This is a genomic window from Streptomyces sp. NPDC054975, from assembly GCF_053609105.1.
In genome coordinates, this window is sequence record NZ_JBSGWV010000051.1 from 21,393 (window position 1) to 44,957 (window position 23,565).

23 protein-coding genes are annotated in these 23,565 nt (G+C 71.8%); 19 read left to right on the forward strand and 4 right to left on the reverse strand.

All coding sequences use genetic code 11. From position 1 onward, the window contains the following. Positions 1 to 2: 2 nt before the first annotated feature. Positions 3 to 314 carry a hypothetical protein gene (locus ACWF79_RS29475; RefSeq protein WP_453731208.1) on the forward strand — a complete coding sequence of 104 codons (312 nt, stop codon included), beginning with the start codon at positions 3 to 5 and terminating at the stop codon, positions 312 to 314. 28 nt (positions 315 to 342) lie between these two features. Here ACWF79_RS29475 and ACWF79_RS29480 read toward each other — a convergent pair whose 3' ends face one another. Further along, on the reverse strand, positions 343 to 2,145 hold the full coding sequence (locus ACWF79_RS29480; protein ID WP_453731209.1) for a glycoside hydrolase family 15 protein: 1,803 nt from the start codon (positions 2,143 to 2,145) through the stop codon (positions 343 to 345). A 463-nt stretch (positions 2,146 to 2,608) separates the two neighbouring features. Between ACWF79_RS29480 and ACWF79_RS29485 the strand changes: the two genes are divergently transcribed. The 13 genes from ACWF79_RS29485 (at position 2,609) to ACWF79_RS29545 (ending at position 17,155) form a co-directional block, all read left to right on the forward strand. Beyond that, the gene (locus ACWF79_RS29485) at positions 2,609 to 4,258 is read left to right on the forward strand and encodes a CTP synthase (RefSeq protein ID WP_453731210.1); all 1,650 of its coding nucleotides are present in this window, start codon (positions 2,609 to 2,611) and stop codon (positions 4,256 to 4,258) included. Between the two features lie 80 nt (positions 4,259 to 4,338). Next, entirely contained in the window at positions 4,339 to 4,965 is a 627-nt protein-coding gene (locus ACWF79_RS29490; protein ID WP_453731211.1) for an NUDIX domain-containing protein, read from the forward strand. Between the two features lie 184 nt (positions 4,966 to 5,149). After that, positions 5,150 to 7,135, forward strand: coding sequence for a tetratricopeptide repeat protein (locus ACWF79_RS29495; RefSeq protein ID WP_453731212.1), 1,986 nt, complete (start codon positions 5,150 to 5,152; stop codon positions 7,133 to 7,135). A 147-nt stretch (positions 7,136 to 7,282) separates the two neighbouring features. Then, entirely contained in the window at positions 7,283 to 8,398 is a 1,116-nt protein-coding gene (gene ald / locus ACWF79_RS29500; RefSeq protein ID WP_453731213.1) for an alanine dehydrogenase, read from the forward strand. A gap of 435 nt (positions 8,399 to 8,833) precedes the next feature. Beyond that, on the forward strand, positions 8,834 to 9,859 hold the full coding sequence (locus ACWF79_RS29505) for a ParA family protein (protein WP_329125763.1): 1,026 nt from the start codon (positions 8,834 to 8,836) through the stop codon (positions 9,857 to 9,859). Continuing rightward, a complete protein-coding gene (locus tag ACWF79_RS29510) occupies positions 9,844 to 10,380 on the forward strand; it encodes a hypothetical protein (RefSeq protein WP_453731214.1) in 537 nt (178 codons plus the stop codon). The genes ACWF79_RS29505 and ACWF79_RS29510 overlap by 16 nt, the downstream gene beginning before the upstream one ends. 46 nt (positions 10,381 to 10,426) lie before the next feature. Continuing rightward, positions 10,427 to 11,608: a segregation and condensation protein A gene (locus ACWF79_RS29515; protein ID WP_453731215.1), complete on the forward strand. Its 1,182-nt coding sequence runs from the start codon at positions 10,427 to 10,429 to the stop codon at positions 11,606 to 11,608. Further along, positions 11,605 to 12,225, forward strand: coding sequence for an SMC-Scp complex subunit ScpB (gene scpB / locus ACWF79_RS29520; protein ID WP_453731216.1), 621 nt, complete (start codon positions 11,605 to 11,607; stop codon positions 12,223 to 12,225). The genes ACWF79_RS29515 and scpB overlap by 4 nt, the downstream gene beginning before the upstream one ends. Then, positions 12,225 to 13,427: a pseudouridine synthase gene (locus ACWF79_RS29525; protein ID WP_453731217.1), complete on the forward strand. Its 1,203-nt coding sequence runs from the start codon at positions 12,225 to 12,227 to the stop codon at positions 13,425 to 13,427. The genes scpB and ACWF79_RS29525 overlap by 1 nt, the downstream gene beginning before the upstream one ends. A gap of 113 nt (positions 13,428 to 13,540) precedes the next feature. Further along, complete coding sequence (gene pnuC / locus ACWF79_RS29530; protein WP_453731218.1) at positions 13,541 to 14,197, forward strand: nicotinamide riboside transporter PnuC; 657 nt, start codon at positions 13,541 to 13,543, stop codon at positions 14,195 to 14,197. Continuing rightward, positions 14,194 to 15,273: an AAA family ATPase gene (locus ACWF79_RS29535; RefSeq protein WP_453731219.1), complete on the forward strand. Its 1,080-nt coding sequence runs from the start codon at positions 14,194 to 14,196 to the stop codon at positions 15,271 to 15,273. The genes pnuC and ACWF79_RS29535 overlap by 4 nt, the downstream gene beginning before the upstream one ends. Further along, complete coding sequence (locus tag ACWF79_RS29540) at positions 15,270 to 16,115, forward strand: NUDIX hydrolase (RefSeq protein ID WP_453731220.1); 846 nt, start codon at positions 15,270 to 15,272, stop codon at positions 16,113 to 16,115. The genes ACWF79_RS29535 and ACWF79_RS29540 overlap by 4 nt, the downstream gene beginning before the upstream one ends. Next, positions 16,112 to 17,155 carry an ADP-ribosylglycohydrolase family protein gene (locus ACWF79_RS29545; protein ID WP_453731221.1) on the forward strand — a complete coding sequence of 348 codons (1,044 nt, stop codon included), beginning with the start codon at positions 16,112 to 16,114 and terminating at the stop codon, positions 17,153 to 17,155. Before ACWF79_RS29540 ends, ACWF79_RS29545 begins: the two co-directional genes overlap by 4 nt. A 62-nt stretch (positions 17,156 to 17,217) precedes the next feature. On the opposite strand, the gene ACWF79_RS29550 is transcribed toward ACWF79_RS29545, so the two are convergent. The 3 genes from ACWF79_RS29550 to ACWF79_RS29560 all read right to left on the reverse strand — a co-directional run bounded on the left by ACWF79_RS29550 (position 17,218) and on the right by ACWF79_RS29560 (position 18,831). After that, a complete protein-coding gene (locus tag ACWF79_RS29550) occupies positions 17,218 to 17,916 on the reverse strand; it encodes a nucleotidyltransferase domain-containing protein (protein WP_453731222.1) in 699 nt (232 codons plus the stop codon). A gap of 10 nt (positions 17,917 to 17,926) precedes the next feature. Continuing rightward, entirely contained in the window at positions 17,927 to 18,415 is a 489-nt protein-coding gene (locus tag ACWF79_RS29555) for a Rieske (2Fe-2S) protein (protein ID WP_453731223.1), read from the reverse strand. 80 nt (positions 18,416 to 18,495) lie between these two features. Then, a complete protein-coding gene (locus ACWF79_RS29560) occupies positions 18,496 to 18,831 on the reverse strand; it encodes a DUF952 domain-containing protein (protein WP_453731224.1) in 336 nt (111 codons plus the stop codon). Between the two features lie 235 nt (positions 18,832 to 19,066). Between ACWF79_RS29560 and aroH the strand changes: the two genes are divergently transcribed. The 5 genes from aroH (at position 19,067) to der (ending at position 23,490) form a co-directional block, all read left to right on the forward strand. Next, positions 19,067 to 19,429, forward strand: a complete 363-nt coding sequence (aroH, locus tag ACWF79_RS29565; protein WP_453731225.1) for a chorismate mutase — start codon at positions 19,067 to 19,069, stop codon at positions 19,427 to 19,429. Continuing rightward, positions 19,426 to 20,514 carry a prephenate dehydrogenase gene (locus tag ACWF79_RS29570; protein ID WP_453731226.1) on the forward strand — a complete coding sequence of 363 codons (1,089 nt, stop codon included), beginning with the start codon at positions 19,426 to 19,428 and terminating at the stop codon, positions 20,512 to 20,514. The genes aroH and ACWF79_RS29570 overlap by 4 nt, the downstream gene beginning before the upstream one ends. A gap of 129 nt (positions 20,515 to 20,643) precedes the next feature. Next, the gene (gene cmk, locus ACWF79_RS29575; protein WP_453731227.1) at positions 20,644 to 21,330 is read left to right on the forward strand and encodes a (d)CMP kinase; all 687 of its coding nucleotides are present in this window, start codon (positions 20,644 to 20,646) and stop codon (positions 21,328 to 21,330) included. A gap of 53 nt (positions 21,331 to 21,383) precedes the next feature. Next, positions 21,384 to 21,971 (forward strand): lysophospholipid acyltransferase family protein, encoded by a 588-nt coding sequence (locus ACWF79_RS29580; RefSeq protein WP_453731232.1) that lies wholly within the window; start codon positions 21,384 to 21,386, stop codon positions 21,969 to 21,971. A 70-nt stretch (positions 21,972 to 22,041) separates the two neighbouring features. Next, the gene (gene der, locus ACWF79_RS29585) at positions 22,042 to 23,490 is read left to right on the forward strand and encodes a ribosome biogenesis GTPase Der (protein ID WP_453731228.1); all 1,449 of its coding nucleotides are present in this window, start codon (positions 22,042 to 22,044) and stop codon (positions 23,488 to 23,490) included. Positions 23,491 to 23,565: the final 75 nt, after the last annotated feature.

The window sequence follows — 23,565 nt, forward strand, 5'->3', positions numbered from 1 at the left end:
GCATGGACGCAAAGACGAAGTCCTTCATCGGCAGCGCCTTCGGCCCCGACTACATGAATGAGCCGGAAGAACTCAAGAAGGGCCTCCAGGGAAGTCTTGCCAACCCGGGGCCCTTCTCGAAGACGACCGCGGCGCAGCGTGACGGATTCGCCGAGGTGATCCGCACCCGGGAGATGTCGCTCGTCGAGTGGGAGGACATCACGGAGGGGATTCTCGACTTCTCCAGCGAGGACGAGCTGTACGCGTTTCTCGAGAAGGCGTACGACTACTACTTCGGTGACGCTGTCGAATTCCCGTACCCGCCCCAGGACTGAATCCGCGGGACGGCGGCATCGCGCTGCATCAGCCCCCGTACGCCCCGCTCGCCGTCAGGCGGAGGGCCGTGTCGATCAGGGGGACGTGGCTGAACGCCTGGGGGAAGTTGCCCACCTGGCGCTGGAGGCGGGAGTCCCACTCCTCCGCGAGGAGGCCCAGGTCGTTGCGGAGGGCCAAGAGGCGTTCGAAGAGTTTGCGGGCCTCGTCGACCCGGCCGATCATCGCCAGGTCGTCGGCCAGCCAGAACGAGCAGGCCAGGAACGCGCCCTCGTCGCCCTCCAGGCCGTCCACGCCGGCCTCCTCGCCCGCCGTCGGGTAGCGCAGTACGAAGCCGTCCTCGGTGGACAGCTCGCGCTGGATCGCCTCGATCGTGCCGATGACCCGCTTGTCGTCCGGCGGCAGGAAGCCCATCTGCGGGATCAGCAGCAGCGAGGCGTCCAGCTCCTTGGAGCCGTACGACTGCGTGAAGGTGTTCCGCTCCTTGTCGTAGCCCTTCTCGCAGACGTCCCGGTGGATCTCGTCGCGCAGCTCGCGCCAGCGCTCCAGCGGGCCGTCGGCGTCCCCGGACTCGATGAGCTTGATCGTGCGGTCCACCGCCACCCAGGCCATGACCTTGGAGTGCACGAAGTGACGGCGCGGCCCGCGCACCTCCCAGATGCCCTCGTCGGGCTCGTTCCAGTGCGTCTCCAGGTACCGGATCAGCTTGAGCTGGAGCAGCGAGGCGTAGTCGTTGCGGGACAGGCCCGTCATGTGCGCCAGGTGCAGGGCCTCGGTGACCTCGCCGTACACGTCCAGCTGGAGCTGGTTGGCCGCTCCGTTGCCGACCCGGACCGGGCCGGAGTTCTCGTACCCCGGCAGCCAGTCGAGCTCGGCCTCACCGAGCTCCCGCTCTCCCGCGATCCCGTACATGATCTGCAGGTTCTCCGGGTCGCCGGCGACCGCGCGCAGCAGCCAGTCCCGCCAGGCACGGGCCTCCTCGCGGTAGCCGGTGCGCAGCATCGACGACAGCGTGATCGCGGCGTCGCGCAGCCAGGTGTAGCGGTAGTCCCAGTTCCGAACGCCGCCGATCTCCTCCGGCAGGGAGGTCGTCGGCGCCGCGACGATCCCGCCGGTCGGCGCGTACGTCAGTGCCTTCAGGGTGATCAGCGAGCGGACCACGGCCTCCCGGTACGGGCCGTGGTACGTGCAGTGCTCCACCCACTCGCGCCAGAAGTCCTCGGTCGCCTCAAGGGAACCCTCCGGGTCCGGCAGCGGCGGCGCCTCCTTGTGCGAGGGCTGCCAGCTCACGGTGAACGTGATCCGGTCACCGGGGGTGACGGTGAATTCGGAGTACGTCGTCAGGTCCTCGCCGTGCGTCTCCACGTCCGTGTCCAGCCACACCGAGTCGGGGCCCGCGACGGCGACCGTACGGTCCCCGACCTTGTGGACCCACGGCACCACACGGCCGTAGCTGAACCGCATCCGCAGCGCGGAGCGCATGGGCACCCGGCCCGAGACGCCCTCCACGATCCGGATCAGCTGCGGCGCCCCGTCGCGCGGGGGCATGAAATCGGTCACCCGGACCGTGCCGCGCGGGGTGTCCCACTCGGACTCCAGGATGAGCGAGTCGCCCCGGTAGCCGCGGCGGTCGGCGGGCGCCGGGGGAGCGCCGTCGGGGCCGGCCGGACCGACCCGCCAGAACCCGTGTTCCTCGGTCCCGAGGAGTCCCGCGAAGACGGCGTGCGAATCGAAGCGGGGCAGGCAGAGCCAGTCGACACTGCCGTCCCGGCAGACCAGGGCGGCGGTCTGCATGTCTCCGATGAGTGCGTAATCCTCGATGCGCCCGGCCACGTGCTCTCTCCAGATCGAACGGCCACGTCCACCCCTGAGGGCGGTTACTACAGATCAGCGGTCAACATACGCTGACGATCGGCGGCGAGTGTCCGAGCAGGATACGACGCGCTTCGACGCGCTCTCGTAACGCCATTGCGCCGATCAGGTGAGTATCCCTTGACGCCGCGCCTGCCCGGGCTCCTACCCCGGTCCCGACGCCGTTCCGGCCCGGGTCCGACGCCGCGCCTGCCCCGGCGCGGACCGCGCATTCGCAAGGCGCGTAGCCGTCCGTGCGCGCCTGACTGCCCCGTGTGGCCGGAAGCGGTCTCCCGATGTCGCTGATACCCTGGTACCCCGTGGACCGGTGGAAAACGGCGACAGCCGAGGACCCCGCAACCGCAGCGACGGCACCCCCCGATTCTTCCGGAGGGCACGCCGGAACGCACCTCCAGAACGCGACCACGGGAGCCCCCTCTTGGCGATGCCGCCCAAAACCACGACGACCAAGCACATCTTCGTCACCGGGGGTGTCGCGTCCTCCCTCGGGAAGGGCCTGACCGCCTCCAGCCTGGGTGCGCTCCTCAAGGCGCGGGGCCTGCGGGTCACGATGCAGAAGCTCGACCCGTACCTGAACGTCGACCCCGGCACGATGAACCCGTTCCAGCACGGCGAGGTGTTCGTCACCAACGACGGCGCCGAGACCGACCTGGACATCGGTCACTACGAGCGCTTCCTCGACGTCGACCTCGACGGCTCGGCCAACGTCACCACCGGCCAGGTCTACTCGCAGGTCATCGCCAAGGAGCGGCGCGGCGAGTACCTCGGCGACACCGTCCAGGTCATCCCGCACATCACCAACGAGATCAAGTCCCGGATCCGCCGCATGGCGACCGACGACGTCGACGTGGTCATCACCGAGGTCGGCGGCACCGTCGGCGACATCGAGTCGCTGCCGTTCCTGGAGACCGTCCGACAGGTCCGCCACGAGGTCGGCCGCGACAACGTCTTCGTCGTGCACATCTCGCTTCTGCCCTACATCGGCCCCTCCGGCGAGCTGAAGACCAAGCCGACCCAGCACTCCGTCGCCGCCCTGCGGAACATCGGTATCCAGCCGGACGCGATCGTGCTGCGCGCCGACCGCGACGTCCCCACCGCCATCAAGCGCAAGATCTCGCTGATGTGCGACGTGGACGAGGCCGCCGTCGTCGCCGCCATCGACGCCAAGTCGATCTACGACATCCCGAAGGTGCTGCACACCGAGGGCCTGGACGCGTACGTCGTCCGCAAGCTGGACCTGCCGTTCCGTGACGTGGACTGGTCCACCTGGGACGACCTGCTCGACCGCGTCCACAACCCGGAGCACGAGGTCACCGTCGCGCTCGTCGGCAAGTACATCGACCTGCCCGACGCGTACCTCTCGATCACCGAGGCCATGCGGGCCGGCGGCTTCGCCAACAAGGCGCGGGTCAAGGTCAAGTGGGTCACCTCCGACGACTGCAAGACCCCGGCCGGCGCGCAGAAGCAGCTCGGCGACGTCGACGCGATCCTGATCCCCGGCGGCTTCGGCGACCGCGGTGTCAACGGCAAGATCGGCGCGATCCAGTACGCCCGTGAGAACAAGGTGCCGCTGCTCGGCATCTGCCTGGGCCTGCAGTGCATCGTGATCGAGGCCGCCCGCAACCTGGCCGACATCCCGGACGCCAACTCCACCGAGTTCGACGCCGGCACCGCCCACCCGGTCATCTCGACCATGGAGGAGCAGCTCGCGTACGTCGAGGGCGCCGGTGACCTGGGCGGAACGATGCGCCTCGGTCTCTACCCGGCGAAGCTCGCCGAGGGCTCGATCGTGCGCGAGGTCTACGGCGACCAGCCGTACGTGGACGAGCGCCACCGCCACCGCTACGAGGTGAACAACGCCTACCGCGCGGAGCTGGAGAAGAAGGCGGGCCTCGTCTTCTCGGGCACCTCCCCGGACAACAAGCTCGTCGAGTACGTCGAGTACCCGCGCGAGGTGCACCCCTACCTGGTCGCGACCCAGGCCCACCCGGAGCTGCGCTCGCGTCCGACGCGCCCCCACCCGCTCTTCGCGGGCCTGGTCAAGGCGGCCGTCGAGCGCAAGACGGGCAAGTAGTACGAGGAGTTAACGTTGCCGGGGTACGCAGGCCTCAACCGGGCCGGTACCCCGGCTTTCGTGTGTGTGGGAGGACGAACATGGAGTTGCAGGACACCCCGCAGGAGTGGCAGGTCGTCGCGACGGCGACCCCCTTCCAGGGAGGGAAGACGAGTGTCCGCACGGACGACGTGGTCATGCCCGACGGCACGGTCGCGCGCCGCGACTACCAGGTCCACCCCGGGTCGGTCGCGGTCGTCGCCGTCGACGACCAGGACCGGGTGCTGCTCGTGAAGCAGTACCGGCATCCCGTGCGGCAGAAGCTCTGGGAGATCCCGGCCGGCCTCCTCGACGTACCGGGGGAGAACCCGCTGCACGCCGCGCAGCGCGAGCTGTACGAGGAGGCGCACGTCAAGGCCGAGGACTGGCGGGTCCTGACCGACGTGTACACGACGCCCGGTGGGTGTGACGAGGCGGTACGCATCTTCCTGGCGCGGGACCTGTCGGAGGCGCACGGCGAACGCTTCGAGGTCGCCGACGAGGAGGCCGACATGGAGCTGGCCCGGGTCCCGCTCGCGGACGTGGTCCGGGGCGCGCTCGCGGGCGACCTGCACAACAACTGCCTGGTCCTGGGCGTCCTTTCGTTGGCGGCGGCGCGCGCGGGGCAGGGCGTCGACGCGCTGCGGCCCGCGGACGCGGAGTGGCCGGCGCGCCCGTTCGAGGCGTAGCCGGGCCGCACCCGGCGAGGGCGGGCGGCCGCAAGCCCCTGATCTGAACATCCGCTGATCCGATCGGGGGATTGTCCCGCCCTGCTCCGCCAGGGACGGCGGGCGCGCTGAACTACGCTCGGGATCGCCCGTGCGGAGACCCCCGCGGGATCGGCTCGTGCGCAGGTGGACGGGAGCGTGGCCCGTGACGGATCAGGCGGTGGTAGCGGGCGGGGTGCGGAACTTCTACGGCCGCCAGCGCGAGTTGAAGGCCCTGCACGCCGACATCGAACGGACCGGACTCGACACCCTTGCCGGCCACAAGGCTCCCCGCGCCCGCGTCCTCCTGATCGCCGGGCGCCCCGGCTCGGGGCGGACCTCGCTCGCCGAGGAGCTCGTCGCCGGACTCACCGACGCCTACCCGGACGGGGTGTTCCGCGCCCGGCTCACCGAACCCGGCGGGGACCCCGTCCCCACCGCGCGCGCCGCCCAGGGGCTCCTTGGGGACCTCGGCGTCGCCGAACCGCCCGGCGCGGGAGAGGACGAGCTGACCGAGCTGGTCCGCGAGGCCCTCGCCCACCGCCGTGTCCTCCTTCTCCTCGACGACTGCGTCGACGCCGAGCAGGTCGACCCGCTGATCCCCGACAACCCCGACGCCCTCGTCGTCGCCGTCGCCAAAGGGCCGCTCACCGGCATCCCCGACGTCCGGCCCTGCACCCTCGGCGGCCTCGACCCGAAGTCCGCGATCGAGATGCTCACCGGTTTCACCGGCTCCGTCCGGGTGACCGTCGACCCGCAGGCGGCCGAGAGCCTCGCGGAGGAGTGCGGTGGCCAGCCCGCCGCCGTCGTCCTCGTCGGCGGCTGGCTCGCCTCCCGTCCCAAGGCCTCCGTCGCCGACCTCACCAAGCGGCTGCGCGCCCTCTCCGGCGACCCGCTCTCCCGCGCGTTCCAGCTGGTCCACGACTCCCTCGCCCAGCCGGCCGCCCGGATACTGCGCTACCTCACCCTCGCCCCGCTCGGCCGGGCCGACGCCCACACCGCCTCCGCCCTGGCCGGCTGCTCCGTCTCCGCCGCGGCGACCACTCTGGCCGGCTTCGTCGCCCTGGGACTGGTCGCCGAGGAGGCGGACGGGCAGTACGCCCTCCCCGGCCATCTCGTCCCCCTTCTCCGCGAACAGATGGAGGAGCGTGACCGGCCCGCCGAGGTGCAGCTCGCCCGCGCCCGGATGCTGGAGCGGACCGTTCGGCTCCTCCAGTCCTGCCGCGCGGTCACCGAGCACGAGGACGCCGCGGCCCGCACGAAGCTCGCCGGACTGCCCCGAGCCCTGCGCTTCCCGAACGTGTCCGCCGCCGCGGAGTGGCTGGAGAGCCGCCGGCCCGTGCTGCTGGCCTCCGCCCGTCTCGCCGTCGCCGACGGCGAGCTCGACACCCTCGCCCGCCGGCTCGTCGCCGCGCTGGTCAGGGCGGAGACCGCGCACCGGGGCGCCGAGGCCGCGGCGCCCGAGCTCTACGGCCTGCACCGGCTGGTCCTGGACGTGGCCGAGCGGCGCGGCCTGCACCGCGAACGGGCCGCGGCCCTGCTCAATCTCGCCGATCTCGACGCCAGGACCGGCCGCACCCAGGACGCCCTGGCCCGCTACCGGGCCGCCCTGGACGCCGGACGCGCCGCGAACGACCCGTACGCGATCGGCCGCGCGATGGAATCCGTAGGCGGTTCCTACCAGGAGCTGGGGGACTGGCAGCGGGCCGGTGACTGGTACGGCCGGGCCCTCGCCCAGCGCCTCGCCCGCGACGAGCGGGCCGACCAGGCCCGGCTCTACGGACGGCTCGGCGCGGTGCAGACGTACGCCGGCCGCTACGGCGAGGCCCTGCGGAACTGGCGCGCCGCCGCCGCGGGCTACCGCCGTCTCGCCGATCTGCCCGGCTACGCGCGGGCGTTGAGCGAGGCGGCGCGGGTCCAGGAGTACGCGGGGCGGCCCGAGGAGTCCCTGCGGACCTGCGAGGAGGCGGTGGAGTGGGCCCGGCGCGCCCAGGACGTACGGCTCCAGGCGGCGCTCCAGCTCCGGCTCGCCGACACCCTCGACCGGCTCGGCGACCCCGCCGCGGCCCGTTTGCACCGGTCCGCGGCCGAAAGGCTCCTTGGAAGCGAGCCTTCCGCCTACGAAATCCGTAGTGCTTCCGGCGAAGATTAATGCTTTGCAAGGCTAGACACGGGGAACTCCTTCATTAGACTGGGTGCGCCGCGATCGACCGCGGTCTGCCCCGGTGTGCTCCTGTACATCCGGGTATGTATCGCAGTGCACCCCCGTTATCCCCTGATTCAAGGACCGTGATCGACGATGAAGGTCGGCATCCCCCGCGAGGTCAAGAACAACGAGTTCCGCGTGGCCATCACCCCTGCCGGTGTCCACGAGCTCGTCCGCAACGGCCACCAGGTCTTCATCGAGCAGAACGCCGGTGTGGGTTCCTCGATCACGGACGAGGAGTACGTCTCGGCCGGTGCGCAGATCCTGCCCACCGCCGACGAGGTCTGGGAGACCGCCGACCTGCTGCTGAAGGTCAAGGAGCCCATCGCGGAGGAGTACCACCGCCTCCGCAAGGACCAGACCCTCTTCACCTACCTGCACCTGGCCGCCTCCAAGGAGTGCACGGACGCGCTCCTGGAGTCCGGCACCACCGCCATCGCCTACGAGACGGTGGAGACCGCGAACCGCGCCCTGCCGCTGCTCGCCCCGATGTCCGAGGTCGCGGGCCGGCTGGCCCCGCAGGTCGGCGCCTACCACCTGATGCGCTCCGTCGGTGGCCGCGGCGTGCTCCCCGGCGGCGTCCCCGGCACCCACGCCGGTGAGTGCGTCGTCATCGGCGGCGGCGTCTCCGGCTGGAACGCCACCCAGATCGCCGTCGGCATGGGCTTCCACGTGACCCTGCTCGACCGTGACATCAACAAGCTCCGCGAGGCCGACAAGATCTTCGGCACCAAGGTGAAGACGATCGTCTCCAACGCCTTCGAGCTGGAGAAGGCCGTCGTCGAGGCCGACCTCGTCATCGGTGCCGTCCTCATCCCGGGAGCCAAGGCCCCGAAGCTGGTCACCAACGAGCTCGTCGCCAAGATGAAGCCCGGAAGTGTCCTTGTCGACATCGCGATCGACCAGGGCGGCTGCTTCGAGGACTCGCACCCGACCACCCACGCCGAGCCGACCTTCCAGGTCCACAACTCGGTCTTCTACTGCGTCGCCAACATGCCGGGCGCGGTGCCGAACACCTCCACGTACGCCCTCACCAACGCCACGCTGCCCTACATCGTGTCGCTGGCGAACAACGGCTGGGTCGAGGCGCTGCGCCGCGACGCCGCGCTCGCCCTGGGCCTCAACACCCATGACGGCAAGGTCGTTTACAAGGAGGTCGCCGAGGCGCACGGCCTCGACCACGTCGAGCTGACCAGCCTCCTGGGCTGAGCTCCTTAGACGTCGCGTCAACCCGCGCCGTCAACCTCACGCATCCGGCCACGTCCGGGGCCCCGTGCAACTCGCCTCGAACGTAACCCTTTAACCGTTTCGCACACCCCCGAAACGTCCGGATGCATGGCTGCGCACCCTTGACAGAGGGGTGTTCGGTTGCCGACACATCGGGCCGGGAACGGCGGATTGTGTTGCTGCGGAGCGGTGACACGCCATAGAGTCGCCAACCGTCGGCATGGTGCCACGCTGACCTATCGATAAATGTTCCTGGTCACATCCAAGGAGGTAAGACGACTTGTGAATGAGTCGACATTTACTCCCGGGGGCGGACAGCCAGGAATCCCTGTCGGCTCCGTCGCCGTCCGGACGTTCGCGACCGCCGCGAACCACGCGACCCAGGCGACGCATCAGCCCGTGACGACAGCCCACACGATGAAGATGATGGACGGCCTACACGTGAACGCCACGGCCGGCAACGAGAGTGGCCGAGAGTCCACCCACTTCGCCGCCTACGACGAGGTGCCCGAGGGGCACTTCTACGACCCTGACGCCGAGTACGAGCCCGACCCGGAGTACGCGGCCACCCTCGCACCCGACGCTGCCCGTCAGCGCCGCGAGCGGATCGGCCCGACCGGACGGCCCCTGCCGTACTTCCCGATCCCGGGCCCGCTGACCGACCACGGTCCCGCGAAGATCATCGCGATGTGCAACCAGAAGGGCGGCGTCGGCAAGACCACGTCGACCATCAACCTGGGCGCCGCGCTCGCGGAGTACGGACGGAGGGTGCTGCTCGTCGACTTCGACCCGCAGGGAGCCCTGTCGGTCGGTCTCGGTGTGAACCCGATGGAGCTCGACCTCACCGTCTACAACCTGCTCATGGAGCGGGGCATGTCGGCGGACGAGGTGCTGCTCAAGACCGCCGTGCCCAACATGGACCTGCTGCCCAGCAATATCGATTTGTCTGCGGCCGAGGTGCAGTTGGTCAGCGAGGTCGCGCGCGAGTCGACCCTCCAGCGCGCCCTGAAGCCGCTGATGAACGACTACGACTACATCGTGATCGACTGTCAGCCCTCGCTCGGCCTGCTGACCGTGAACGCCCTGACGGCGGCTCACAAGGTCATCGTGCCGCTGGAATGCGAGTTCTTCGCGCTGCGCGGTGTGGCCCTGCTGACCGAGACGATCGAGAAGGTCCAGGAGCGGCTCAACCCCGAGCTGGAGCTCGACGGCATCCTCGCCACGATGTACGACTCCCGGACGGTGCACAGCCGTGAGGTGCTCGCGCGGGTCGTCGAGGCCTTCGACGACCACGTGTACCACACGGTGATCGGCCGGACCGTGCGCTTCCCGGAGACCACGGTCGCCGGTGAGCCCATCACGACGTACGCGTCGAACTCCGTGGGTGCCGCCGCCTATCGCCAGCTCGCCAGGGAGGTGCTCGCCCGGTGTCACGCCGAGTGAGTCTGCCCGGCGCCGACGAACTGTTCCGTACCACCGGGGGGATGGCGCTGCAGTCCTCCTCGCCCCGTGGCCGGGTACCGGCTCCGGCGGGTGAGAGCGACACCGGGGCGGCGGCGGAGGGCTCGGGCTCTGCGTCGGGCTCCGGCTCGGGCTCCGTCTCCGGTTCCGCCGAGCACGCGGCGGCGCAGCCCGCGGAGCAGCCGGAGCCGCGGTCCCGCGCGGCGGAGGCCTCGGCCGCCCCGGCTCCCGCTCCGGCCCCGGCGCCCGCCCAGGCGCGCCGCCGCGGCCGGTCGCCGAACCGGCGGCCGAGCGGACGCGAACGGCACGACGAGAAGATCACGGTCTACGTCTCCGCCGAGGAGCTGATGGACCTGGAGCACGCCCGGCTGGTGCTCCGGGGCGAGCACGGCCTGGCCGTGGACCGCGGCCGGATCGTCCGCGAGGCGGTCGCGGTGGTCCTGGCGGACCTGGAGTCCCGGGGCGACGCGAGCATCCTCGTGCGCCGCCTGCGCGGTCGCTGAGGGTAGCCTGCGGGCTGCAACGCCCCCCGCCCCTCTCTGGACCCCGATGCCCCCACCCCCTGCCGAAACGTCCCGCCCCCCGCGCCGCCGCGCCCTGGGCAAGGGCCCGGGCGCGACACCCGCGGCCCCGCCCGGGGAGCCTCAGCCGGCAGCCGAGGCGCGGGAGCCCGAAGCGGACGAGCTCCTGCCGGCAGCCGAGGCGCGGGAGCTCGAAGCGGAAGAGCCCCTGCCCGTAGCCGAGGCGGGGCCGGAGCCGTCCTCGGAGCCCTCGACCGACGCGACCGCCGTGCCGGACACGGGGGCGGGGACGGTTCCCGCAGCCCCTGCCTCCGTTCCCGCAGTCCCCGTCGCCCCCGCCCCCGCCCCCGTAGTCCCCGTTCCCGTCGCCCCCGCCCCCGAGGCGGCCCGGGAGTCCGGTGGCGCGGAGGCGCCCGTGGGCGACGGGCGGTTCACCCTTCGGCTGGCGAACTTCGAGGGGCCCTTCGACCTGCTCCTCCAGCTCATCTCCAAGCACAAGCTCGACGTCACCGAGGTCGCGCTCTCCAAGGTCACCGACGAGTTCATGGCCCACATCCGTGCGATGGGGCCCGACTGGGACCTCGACCAGACCACCGAGTTCCTCGTCGTCGCCGCGACGCTGCTCGACCTCAAGGCCGCCCGGCTGCTGCCCGCCGCCGAGGTGGAGGACGAGGCCGACCTCGCGCTCCTGGAGGCGCGGGACCTGCTCTTCGCGCGGCTCCTGCAGTACCGCGCGTACAAACAGATCGCCTCGATCTTCGAGGACCGCTGGGAGAGCGAGGGGCGGCGGCACCCCCGGACCGTCGGCCTGGAGGCCCACCACGCCGAGCTGCTCCCCGAGGTGGTCATCTCCATCGGCGCCGAGGGCTTCGCCAAGCTCGCCGTCAAGGCCATGCAGCCCAAGGCCAAGCCGCAGGTGTACGTCGACCACATCCACGCCCCGCTCGTCAGCGTCCGCGAGCAGGCCGGGATCGTCGTCGCCCTCCTGCGCGAGCGCGGGCGCGTCAGCTTCCAGGAGCTCGCCGAGGACGCGGGCGACACCCTCACCGTCGTCGCCCGCTTCCTCGCCCTCCTGGAGCTCTACCGGGAGAAGGCCGTCGCCCTCGACCAGGACGACGCCCTCGGTGAGCTCACCGTCACCTGGGTCGGTGGGGACAGCGAGACGCAGGTCACCGACGAGTTCGACCGATCCGTGGAGGAGAAGGCATGAGCGACACCGACCACGACCTCAAGCCCGCCCTCGAAGCCGTCCTGATGGTCGTCGACGAGCCGGCCACCGAGGCCCACCTGGCCAAGGTCCTGGACCGCGGCCCGCGCGAGGTCGCCGACGCGCTGCGCGAGCTCGCCGACGAGTACACCGTCCAGCGCCGGGGCTTCGAGCTGCGCCTCGTCGCCGGCGGCTGGCGCTTCTACTCCCGCCCGGAGCACGCCGCCGCCGTCGAGGCGTTCGTCCTCGACGGGCAGCAGGCGCGCCTCACCCAGGCGGCCCTGGAGACCCTCGCGGTCGTCGCGTACCGCCAGCCGGTCAGCCGATCGCGCGTCTCCGCCGTGCGCGGAGTGAACTGCGACGGGGTCATGCGCACCCTCCTCCAGCGCGGTCTGGTGGCGGAGGCGGGCGCGGAACCCGAAACAGGTGCGATCCTGTACAGGACGACGAACTACTTCCTGGAACGGATGGGCCTGCGCGGCCTGGACGAGCTCCCGGAGCTCGCGCCCTTCCTCCCCGAGGCGGACGCGATCGAGGCGGAGACGCTGGAAGGGGTCCCGTCGTTCGATCCGGATCTCCCGGATCGTGAAGACGCTGACGACAAGACGACGGACATTTGATGCGAAGCAGCAGCGGCAGGAACAGCGGAAACAACGGCGGGAGCCGTGGTGGCAACAGCGGTGGCCGCGGCAATTACCGGGGCGCCGGCAACAGCCGTGACGACCGGCAGGGCGGCGGCAGCGGCGGCGGAGGTCGCGGCGGCAGCGGTGGCGGTTACCGGGGTGCCGGTGGCGGCGGTGGCCGCGACGACAGGCAGGGCGGCGACCGGCCGCGCAACCCGCGCCCCGAGGAGCGCCGCTACGACGTGGGCAGCGCGTCCGAGGCCCCGAAGAAGGGCCGCGGGGCCGCGGCTCGCGGCGGCGCCAAGGGCGGCCCCAAGTCGCCCCAGGGCGGCACCCCGCCCCGTCGCGGCCCGCACGGGCAGCGACAGTCCCCGGCCCGCTCGCGTGAGCTCGATGCCAAGATCGAGCAGCGCAACCGTGAGCGGTACGAGAACCGTCCCGAGATCAAGACCCCGAAGACCTTCCCGGGCGCCGAGCAGGAGGGCGAGCGGCTGCAGAAGGTGCTCGCCCGCGCCGGCATGGGCTCCCGCCGAGCCTGCGAGGAGCTGATCGAGCAGGCCCGCGTCGAGGTCAACGGCGAGATCGTCCTGGAGCAGGGCAAGCGCGTCGACCCGGAGCGGGACGAGATCAAGGTGGACGGCCTGACCGTCGCCACCCAGTCGTACCTCTTCTTCGCGCTGAACAAGCCGGCCGGTGTCGTCTCCACGATGGAGGACCCCGACGGCCGCCAGTGCCTCGGCGACTACGTCACCAACCGCGAGACCCGGCTCTTCCACGTCGGACGGCTCGACACGGAGACCGAGGGCATCATCCTTCTCACCAACCACGGTGAGCTGGCCCACCGCCTCACGCACCCGAAGTACGGCGTGAAGAAGACCTACCTGGCCGCCATCACCGGCCCGCTGCCCCGCGAGGTCGGCAAGCGGCTCAAGGAGGGCATCCAGCTGGAGGACGGCTACGCCCGTGCCGACCACTTCCGCGTCGTGGAGCAGACCGGCAAGAACTACCTGGTCGAGGTCACGCTGCACGAGGGCCGCAAGCACATCGTGCGCCGGATGCTCGCCGAGGCGGGCTTCCCGGTCGAGAAGCTGGTCCGCACCTCCTTCGGCCCGATCGGTCTCGGCGACCAGAAGTCCGGCTGGCTGCGCCGCCTGACCAACACCGAGGTCGGCATGCTGATGAAGGAAGTCGGCATGTAGCCCGTCGCCGTACGAGAAGAAGCCCGTGACCGTCCGCCGGTCACGGGCTTCTTCGTACTTGTGGACGAAGTCCGCCACCCTTTATAGTCAGGCTGACTCTTAAGGAGGTGGGCGTGAGCCTCGCCGACGTACTCGAACCCCTGCAGCAGCCGCTCTTCACGCTGCTCGACACCCCGGTCAGCTGGACCGAGGTCCTCGGCTTCGGCAGCGGAGCCCTCTGCGTCTGGCTCGTCGCCCGCCAGCACCTCGCCAACTGGCCCATCGGCATCGCCAACAACCTCTTCTTCGTCCTGCTCTTCACGCAGGCGGGGCTGTACGCCGACGCCGGCCTCCAGATCGTCTTCATCACCCTCGCCGTGTACGGCTGGTGGACCTGGACCCACGGGGGTGGACCAGGCTCCGACACCCTGCCGGTGCGCCGCACCACGCGCACCGAGTGGACGTGGCTGCTCACGGCGGGGGCGGTGGGGACCCTCGGTCTGACCCTGCTGCTCGACCGCGCCACCGACTCGACCGTCCCCTTCTGGGACGCCCTGACGACCGCGCTCTCCCTCATGGCGACCTACGGCCAGTGCCGGAAGCGGCTGGAGTCCTGGTGGCTCTGGATCGCCGCCGACATCGTGTACGTCCCGCTGTACGCGTACAAGGAGCTGTACCTGACCTCCGTGCTGTACGTCGGCTTCATGGCGCTCTGCGTCCTCGGCCTGCGCGGCTGGAGCCGCGACCTCGCGGCCCAGCGGCGTACGGTCGAGAAGGAGGCGGTCGCATGAAGCGCTACGGACACGGCCTGGTGCTCGGCAAGTTCTATCCGCCGCACGCCGGCCACCACCACCTCGTCCGCACCGCCCGCGATCGTTGCGAGCGCCTCACCGTGCTCGTCTGCGCCTCCTCGGTGGAGACCCTGACCCTGGACGAGCGCGTCGCCTGGATGCGGGAGATCCACCCCGACGTGCTGGTCGTGGGGGCCGTCGACGACATCCCCGTCGACCTCCACGACCCCGATGTGTGGGCCGCCCACATGGCCGTCTTCCAGGGTGCGGTGCGCGAGCCGGTCGACGCCGTCTTCACCTCGGAGTCGTACGGAGAGGAGCTCGGCCGCCGTTTCGGCGCCGAAGCCGTCTGCGTCGACCCGGACCGTACGCTCTTCCCCGTCTCCGGCACCGCCGTCCGCAAGGACCCCGTCGGCTCCTGGGACTTCCTCGAAGCTCCGGTGCGGGCCGCGCTCACCCGCCGTGTCGTCGTCCTCGGCGCCGAGTCCACCGGTACGACCACCATGGCCCGCGCCTTGGCCGAGCACTACCGGGCCCGGGGCGGCGTCTGGGCCCGTACGCGCTGGGTACCGGAGTTCGGGCGGGAGTTCAGCGAGCTCAAGCTCGCCGAGCTGCGCGCCCGGCGCCCCGAGGCCACCTGGGAGGACGTGGCCTTCCACTCCGAGGACTTCCCGCTGATCGCGCTGCGCCAGGCCGAGCTGGAGGAGGAGGCGGCGCGCAGCGGCTCGCCCGTGCTCTTCTGCGACACCGACGCCTTCGCCACCACGATCTGGCACGAGCGGTACATGGGCACCGCCAGCCCCGCGACCGGCGCGGTCGCCGCGCGCGGCCGCCAGCACCTGTGGCTGCTGACCGACCACCGGGGTGTCGCGTTCGAGGACGACGGGCTGCGGGACGGGGAGCACCTGCGGCCCTGGATGACGGCGCGCTTCCACACCCAGCTCGCCCACACCGGCCGCCGTACGGCCGTGCTGACGGGGCCGCACGAGGAGCGGCTCGCGGCGGCGGTCGCGGCGGTGGACGGGCTGCTCGGCGAGGGCTGGGACCTCGCCGACCCTCTGCCGGAACGCCGATGACCCCGCCCCCCGGCCCGTCCGCGGCCCCGCCCCCCGGGCCGCGCCCCGGCTCGTCCTCGGCCCGGCCCCCCGCCTTCCCCGACTCGTCCTCCGGCCCGTCCGCGGCCCCCGACGGCTACGACCCCGACGGCTACGACCCCGGCGCCTTCGAGCCGTTCGCCGTCACCGCCGACCTCGCCGTCTTCACGATCCGCGCCGAGCGGCTGCACGTGCTGCTCGTCGAGCGCGGCCGGGAGCCGTACGCCGGAGCCTGGGCGCTGCCCGGCGGCTTCGTGCGGCCCCGCGAGTCCGCGGAGGCCGCGGCCCGCCGCGAACTGGCCGAGGAGACCGGCCTGTCCGAGGACACCGTCTCCGGCCTCCACCTGGAACAGCTCCGCACGTACAGCGAGCCGGACCGCGACCCCAGGATGCGGGTCGTCTCCGTCGCCTTCGCCGCCCTCGTCCCGGACGCGCCGGAGCCGCGTGGCGGCGGTGACGCGGCGCGGGCGGGGTGGATGCCCTTCGGCACGCACGGCGGGCTCGCCTTCGACCACGACCGGATCCTCGCCGACGCGCACGAACGGGTCGGCGCCAAGCTCGAGTACACCTGCCTCGCCACCGCCTTCTGCCCGCCCGAGTTCACGCTCGGCGAGCTGCGGCAGGTGTACGAGACGGTCTGGGGCGTCGAACTCGACCGCCCCAATTTCCGGCGCAAGGTCCTCGCCACCCCTGGCTTCGTCCAGGCCGTGGAAGGACCGCCGCGCCTCACCGGCGGACGGGGGAAACCGGCCGCTCTCTACCGGGCGGGGGAGGCCACGGCCCTCCACCCGCCGTTGCTGCGACCGGAAGGACGATCCATATGACGCTCCACGCGACGAAGCGGGCGAAGCGGACGAAGCAGGCGGCCACGGGCTCGTTGATCGGGCTGGCCCTCGGGGACGCGCTCGGTTACCCGACCGAGTTCGACGACGTGCCCGCGATCCTGGCGAAGTGCGGCCCCTGGCGGACCATGGAACTGCCGGTGAAGGGCGGCACGGCGTACATCACGGACGACACGCAGATGACGCTGGCCGTCGCGCGGGGCATCCGGGGGTGCCAGGAGCGCGGGGTGGCGGGCCCGGAGCGGTTCGCCGCGCTCGTACGCCAGGAATTCGTCGCCTGGTACCACTCTCCGGACAACGACCGGGCGCCGGGCAACACGTGCCTGCAGGCGTGCGACCTCCTCGACAGCGACCGTGTGTGGCAGGACGCCAGCCAGATCGACTCCAAGGGGTGCGGGGCCAACATGCGTGTGGCGCCGCTCGGGCTCGTGCCCGGGCTGAGCGAGGAGCAGCGGGCCGGCGCGGCGCAGCTGCAGGCGGCCCTGACGCACGGCCACCCCACCGCGCTCGCGGCCTCCGACCTGACGGCCCGCGCCGTGTACCTGCTGGCCCAGGGCGTCGAACCGGCGGGCCTGGTCGGGCACCTGCGCTCGTACGCGTACGAGAACCGCTCCGTGTACCGCGAGACCTGGCTCGGCGACCTGTGGACCCGCTCCCAGCACCCCTCGGCCCGGCACTTCGCCGAGCGCGGCTGGGACGAGTGCCTCGCGGTCCTGGAGAAGCTGGACGCGGTCCAGCGCACGGCGGACCCGGAGCTCGACCCCTGCACCTACACCGGCGACGGCTGGATCGCCGAGGAGGCGCTCGCCACCGGTCTCCTCTGCTTCCTGCTCTTCCCCGAAGAGCCCCTCACGGCCCTCCGCCGCGCCGCCTGCACCCGGGGCGACTCGGACTCGATCGCTTCCCTCGCGGGCGCTTTCGCGGGCGCCCACCTGGGCGCGGGAGCCTGGCCGAAGGAGTGGGAGAACCCCATCGAGCACCGCGGCGAACTCCTGACCCTGGGCGCCCTCTGGGACGCGTGAGCCCCGGCTGGGAGGCGCCCGGGGCGGTGGAGGTCCTGCATGACGTCGTGGTGCGGGTGCGGCTAGAGGGGGTTCAGGGTGTGGAGGGCTGAGGTGCGGCGGGCGCGGATCAGGAAGTCCTCCACGCGGGCCTGATCCGGGGCCGCCGGGAGGGGGGAGGTCGTGGCCGCCGCGTCGGCCTCCTCGGTGAGGCGGGTCATCCAGGACTCGATCTCCGCCCACGGGACCTCGCCGCGCTTCACCGCCAGGAGCCGGTCGCGGTCGGTGCCGACGTGGATGGTGAGTTCGCCGGTGCGCAGCAGGTCGCGGCAGCTCATCAGGAGGCGCAGCAGATGCATCGCGTGCTTCCAGCGCGGCTCCCCGTACCGGCGGACGTCCGCGTCGAGCTTCCTGCGCTGCCCGTCCGCGTACCGGACGAAGGTCTGGTGCGCCTGGCGGGAGAGGAACGCGCCGCGCAGGTCCACCAGTTCACGGCCGGTGTCGTCGATGTGCTCGACGACGGGGGAGTGCAGGCACTCCAGGACGTTCGGGTTCGCACGCAACGCCAGTTCGCAGAATCGTTCCAGCTCCCAGCTGAACTGCTCCTCCGCGGGCCCTTCCACATGCGCCGGCGGCTTGTCGAAGCGCCAGAACAGCGGCGTGGGGGCCAGGAAGACGCCCCGGCGGTCGGTGTCGCTGTCCTCGGTCTCCAGACCGAAGGCACGCGACCCCATGACGCAGGAGTAGATCGTGTGGTCGCGCACCAGGTCTGCCGAAGTCATGCGGATCAGGCTACGCGAGGGTGATGGAGTCTCCCGACACGGTGATCTCCTCGGCCGGCAGCGGGCGCGTGGCCGGCCCGTTGGCCACCGAGCCGTCCGTGATACGGAACCGGGAACCGTGGCACGCGCAGTTGATCGTGCCGTTCTCGACCTTGGCGACGATGCAGCCCTGGTGGGTGCAGACCGCCGAGAACGCCTTGAACTCGCCGGCGGAGGGCTGGGTGACGACGACCTTCTCCTCCTTGAAGATCGTGCCGCCGCCGACGGGCACGTCGGTGGTCTTCGTGAGCGCGTCGTCGTCGTCCTCGCCGGGCTCCGTCGCGGTGGGCGAGGGCGTCGTCGGCGTGGTCGGCTCGGACGTGGTGGCGGCGCCCGTGGGCGTCGGGCTGTCGGTCGTACCGCCGTTGTCGCCGTCGGAGCCGCAGCCGGTGGCCAGGGCGGCGACGGAACCGGCACCGGCCATCAGCACGGTACGGCGGGGCGTGGCTTCTGCAGTCATGCCGTACAGCTTGGCCGCGCGCCCCTCCCCACGGTCCGCAACACGCCAGGCCGAGCCCGGCATGGTCCGGAAGGCACCGCCTACACCCAGGGCGTCAGCTCCCTCGCCCGGCCGTCGGAGTCCCGGCGCACCTCCAGGACCGAGGTGACGGCGGCCCGCTCGATCGGCCCGTAGACGTGCGGGAAGAGCCTGTCCTCCGAGCCCTCCCAGCGCACCTCGGCGCTCAGCCGCGCCTCGTCGAGGACCAGGACGAGAAGCGGACCGTGCGCCTCCCGGTAGTGGGCGTCCGCGACCGTCAGCGCCGCGTGCTCGTCCGGCGAGCAGTGCACGAAGCCCTCCGAGGCCAGCGAGGGCGGGGCGTAGGGGAGTTCGGGATCGGCGGACCATTCGTCCAGCGGTACGACGTGCAGCAGCATGCCGACAGTTGTACCGCGCGGTCCGCGACCGCCGCCTACCCCGGTGGCGGCAGAGTCCGGTCCGAGCGACATTGGCCCTGTTCCGTACCGCCGGTGAGGGGCAGGACCATGGCAGAAAACGATCTCGGCAGTCTTCCCGTCTCGGAGGGCGGTCGCCGCGGCGGCGTGTCCGCGGCGCTGACTAGGCTGATCGGAGCACTCTCGAACGATTCCAAGGTCAGGTAAGGAGCACGTCGTGGCGGTACGAGCGGTCCGAGGCGCCGTCCAGTTGGAACGGGACGAGGCCGGACACATGCGCGAGCAGGTCGAGGAGCTGCTCACCGCCGTCCTGGAACGCAACGCGCTCAGCACCGACGACCTGATCAGCATCTGGTTCACCGCCACGCCCGATCTGCACAGCGACTTCCCGGCCGCCGCCGCGCGCCGGATCGGCATCGACGACGTGCCGCTGATCTGCGCGCAGGAGCTGGACGTCGAGGGCGCCATGCCGAGGGTCGTACGACTCCTCGCGCACGTCGAGTCGGAGCTCCCCAAGTCCGCGATCGCGCACGTCTACCTCGGTGCCGCGGCCGCCCTGCGCAAGGACATCGCCCAGTGAGAACCGCGCTCGTCATCGGAACCGGCCTGATCGGCACCTCGGTGGCGCTCGCGCTCGCCGGGCGCGGCATCGCCGTCCACCTCCGCGACCACGACCCCGCCCGCGCCCGCACCGCCGCGGCGCTCGGCGCCGGCACGGACGAGGCGCCCGAGGGGCGCGTCGACCTCGCGATCGTCGCCGTACCCCCGGCGCACGTGGCCACCACGCTGGCCGCGGCCATGCGCGAGGGCGTCGCACGCGGCTACCTGGACGTCGCGAGCGTCAAGGGCGGCCCGAAGCGGGAGCTGGAGGCGCTGGGGCTCGATCTCACCGCGTACATCGGCACGCACCCGATGTCGGGCAAGGAGCGCTCCGGACCGCTCGCCGGGACCGCCGACCTCTTCGAGGGGCGCCCCTGGGTCCTCACACCGACCCGCGACACCGACACCGAGGTCCTGAACCTGGCCCTGGAGCTGGTCGCGCTCTGCCGCGCCGTCCCGGTCGTCATGGACGCCGACGCGCACGACCGCGCGGTCGCCCTCGTCTCGCACACCCCGCAGCTCGTCTCGTCGATGGTCGCCGCCCGCCTGGAGGAGGCCGACGAGACGGCCGTACGCCTCTGCGGGCAGGGCATCCGCGACGTCACCCGGATCGCCGCCTCCGACCCGCGCATGTGGGTCGAGATCCTGTCGGCGAACCCCGGCCCCGTCGCCGACGTCCTCGCGGGCGTCGCGGCCGACCTGGACGAGACCGTCCGGGCGCTCCGCTCGCTCCAGTCCTCCGACGAGGACAAGCGCCGAGAGGGCACCGACGGCGTCGAGGACGTCCTGCGGCGCGGCAACGCCGGGCGCGCCCGGGTCCCGGGCAAGCACGGCGCGGCGCCGACGCAGTACGAGACCGTCGCCGTCCTCATCAGCGACCAGCCGGGCGAGCTGGCCCGCATCTTCGCGGACGCGGGCCGCGCGGGCGTCAACATCGAGGACGTCCGCATCGAGCACGCGACGGGGCAGCAGGCGGGTCTGGTCCAGCTCATGGTCGAGCCGTCGGCGGCGCCGACGCTGGGCGCGGCGCTGAGGGAACGGGGCTGGGCGCTGCGGACGGGATGACGGCGTGGGGCCCCGAGGACGGAGTCTGGGGGCGCCCGACCACGGTGGGGGCCGAACGGGTGGCCGCCAGTCGGTAACCTTGGGGTGGCCCCCCGCGTCCTGCGAGGCCCTACCGCGTACCCCAGGAAGGTGTTCCCCACCGTGGAAACCGTGATCGTCGCCATCGACGGGCCCTCCGGCACGGGCAAGTCGAGCACCTCGAAGGCGGTTGCCGCCAAGCTGGGGCTGAGCTACCTGGACACCGGTGCGCAGTACCGGGCGATCACGTGGTGGATGATCAGCAACGGCGTCGACGTCCACGACGCCGAGGCCGTCGCCAACGCCTCCGCCAAGCCCGTGATCGTCTCCGGCACCGACCCGGCCCGCCCGACGATCACTGTCGACGGCGCCGACGCCTCCGGACCCATCCGTAGCGAAGAGGTCACCTCCAAGGTCAGCGCCGTCAGCGCCGTCCCCGAGGTACGCGCCCTGATCACCGAGCTTCAGCGGACCATCGCCAAGGAGGCCGAGGGCGGCATCGTCGTCGAGGGCCGGGACATCGGCACCACCGTCCTCCCGGACGCCGACCTCAAGATCTTCCTCACCGCGTCCCCCGAGGCCCGTGCCGCCCGCCGCTCCGGCGAGCTCAAGGGCGCCGACGTGACCGCCACCCAGCAGGCCCTGATCAAGCGGGACGCGGCCGACTCCAGCCGTAAGACCTCCCCGCTCGCCAAGGCCGACGACGCCGTCGAGGTCGACACCACCGACCTCACCCTGGACCAGGTCATCGAGTGCGTCGTGACCCTCGTCGAGGAGAAGAGGGCGGCCGCGAAGTGACGCAGCCCTCCGCGAAGGGCGCCGCCGTCGGGCGTGGCATCGGCATCGGGCTGATGTACGGCCTGTGGAAGCCGCGCGTCCTCGGCGCCTGGCGCGTGCCGGCCGCCGGCCCCGTCATCCTCGCCGTCAACCACGCGCACAACATCGACGGCCCCATGCTCATGGGCACGGCCCCCCGCCCGGTGCACTTCCTGATCAAGAAGGAAGCCTTCGTCGGGCCCCTCGGGCCCTTCCTGGAGGGCATCGGGCAGCTCAAGGTCGACCGGGACAGCACCGACCGGAACGCGATAGGCAACGCCCTCGCGGTCCTGGAGCACGGCGGCGTCCTCGGGATCTTCCCCGAGGGCACCCGCGGCGAGGGCGACTTCGCCTCCCTGCGCGCCGGCCTCGCCTACTTCGCCGTCCGCAGCGGCGCGCCGATCGTCCCCGTCGCCGTACTGGGAAGTTCCGACCGCCCCGGGCGGTTGGTCAAGGCGCTGCCTCCGCTGCGCAGCCGCGTCGACGTCGTCTTCGGCGACGCCTTCGAGGCCGGCGACGGCAGCGGCCGGCGCACCCGCAAGGCGCTGGACGAGGCCACCGTACGTATTCAGGAGCGGCTGACCGCCCACCTGAAAAACGCCAGGCGCCTCACCGGGCGCTGAGCGAGACTCTGAGTAGTGGGCCCCGAGGCTCGGGGACCCACCGACCACGAATGATCAAGGAACGGACTTCATGAACGACCAGCACGACCACGGGGCACTTGGCGACGCCGAGTACGCGGAGTTCATGGAGCTCGCCGCGGAAGAGGGCTTCGACGTCGAGGAGGTCGAAGGCGCGATCGAGGAGGCCGGGCACGGCCCGCTCCCCGTCCTCGCCGTCGTCGGCCGCCCCAATGTCGGCAAGTCGACCCTGGTGAACCGGATCATCGGCCGCCGCGAGGCCGTCGTCGAGGACAAGCCCGGCGTCACCCGCGACCGCGTCACCTACGAGGCCGAATGGGCCGGCCGCCGCTTCAAGGTCGTCGACACCGGCGGCTGGGAGCAGGACGTCCTCGGCATCGACGCCTCCGTCGCCGCCCAGGCGGAGTACGCCATCGAGGCCGCCGACGCCTGTGTCTTCGTCGTGGACGCCACCGTCGGCGCCACCGACACCGACGAGGCCGTCGTCAAGCTGCTGCGCCGCGCCGGCAAGCCCGTCGTCCTCTGCGCCAACAAGGTCGACGGCCCCTCCGGCGAGGCCGACGCCACCGCCCTGTGGTCGCTGGGTCTCGGCGAGCCGTACCCCGTCTCCTCGCTGCACGGCCGCGGTACGGGCGACATGCTCGACGCCGTCCTGGAGGCCCTCCCCGAGGCTCCCTCGCAGACCTTCGGCAACGCGATCGGCGGCCCGCGCCGCATCGCCCTCATCGGCCGCCCGAACGTCGGCAAGTCCTCGCTCCTGAACAAGGTCGCCAACGAGGACCGCGTCGTCGTCAACGAGATGGCCGGCACCACCCGCGACCCCGTCGACGAGCTGATCGAGCTCGGCGGCAAGGTCTGGAAGTTCGTCGACACCGCCGGCATCCGCAAGAAGGTCCACCTCCAGGAGGGCGCGGACTACTACGCCTCCCTGCGCACCGCCGCCGCGGTCGAGAAGGCCGAGGTCGCCGTCGTCCTCATCGACACCACCGACAACATCTCGGTCCAGGACCAGCGCATCATCACGATGGCCGTGGAGTCGGGCCGCGCGCTCGTCATCGCGTACAACAAGTGGGACGAGCTGGACGAGGAGCGGCGCTACTACCTGGAGCGCGAGATCGAGACCGAGATGCAGCAGGTCTCCTGGGCTCCCCGGGTCAACGTCTCCGCCAAGACCGGCCGCCACATGGACCGGCTCGTCCCGGCCATCGAGACCGCGCTCGCCGGCTGGGAGACCCGCGTCCCCACCGGCCGGCTGAACGCCTTCCTCGGCGAGCTGGTCGCCGCCCACCCGCACCCGATCCGCGGTGGCAAGCAGCCCCGCATCCTCTTCGGTACGCAGGCGGGCACCAAGCCGCCCCGGTTCGTCCTCTTCGCCTCCGGCTTCCTGGAGGCCGGCTACCGCCGCTTCGTCGAGCGCCGGCTGCGCGAGGAGTTCGGCTTCGAGGGCACGCCGATCCACATCTCGGTGCGGGTCCGCGAGAAGCGCGGCCGCAAGAAGTAGTCGCGGCGTGCGTGTCGTGACGTGAGTACGGCGGAGGGCGCGGGGGGGGGGGGGCCCCCCCCCCCCCCCCACCCC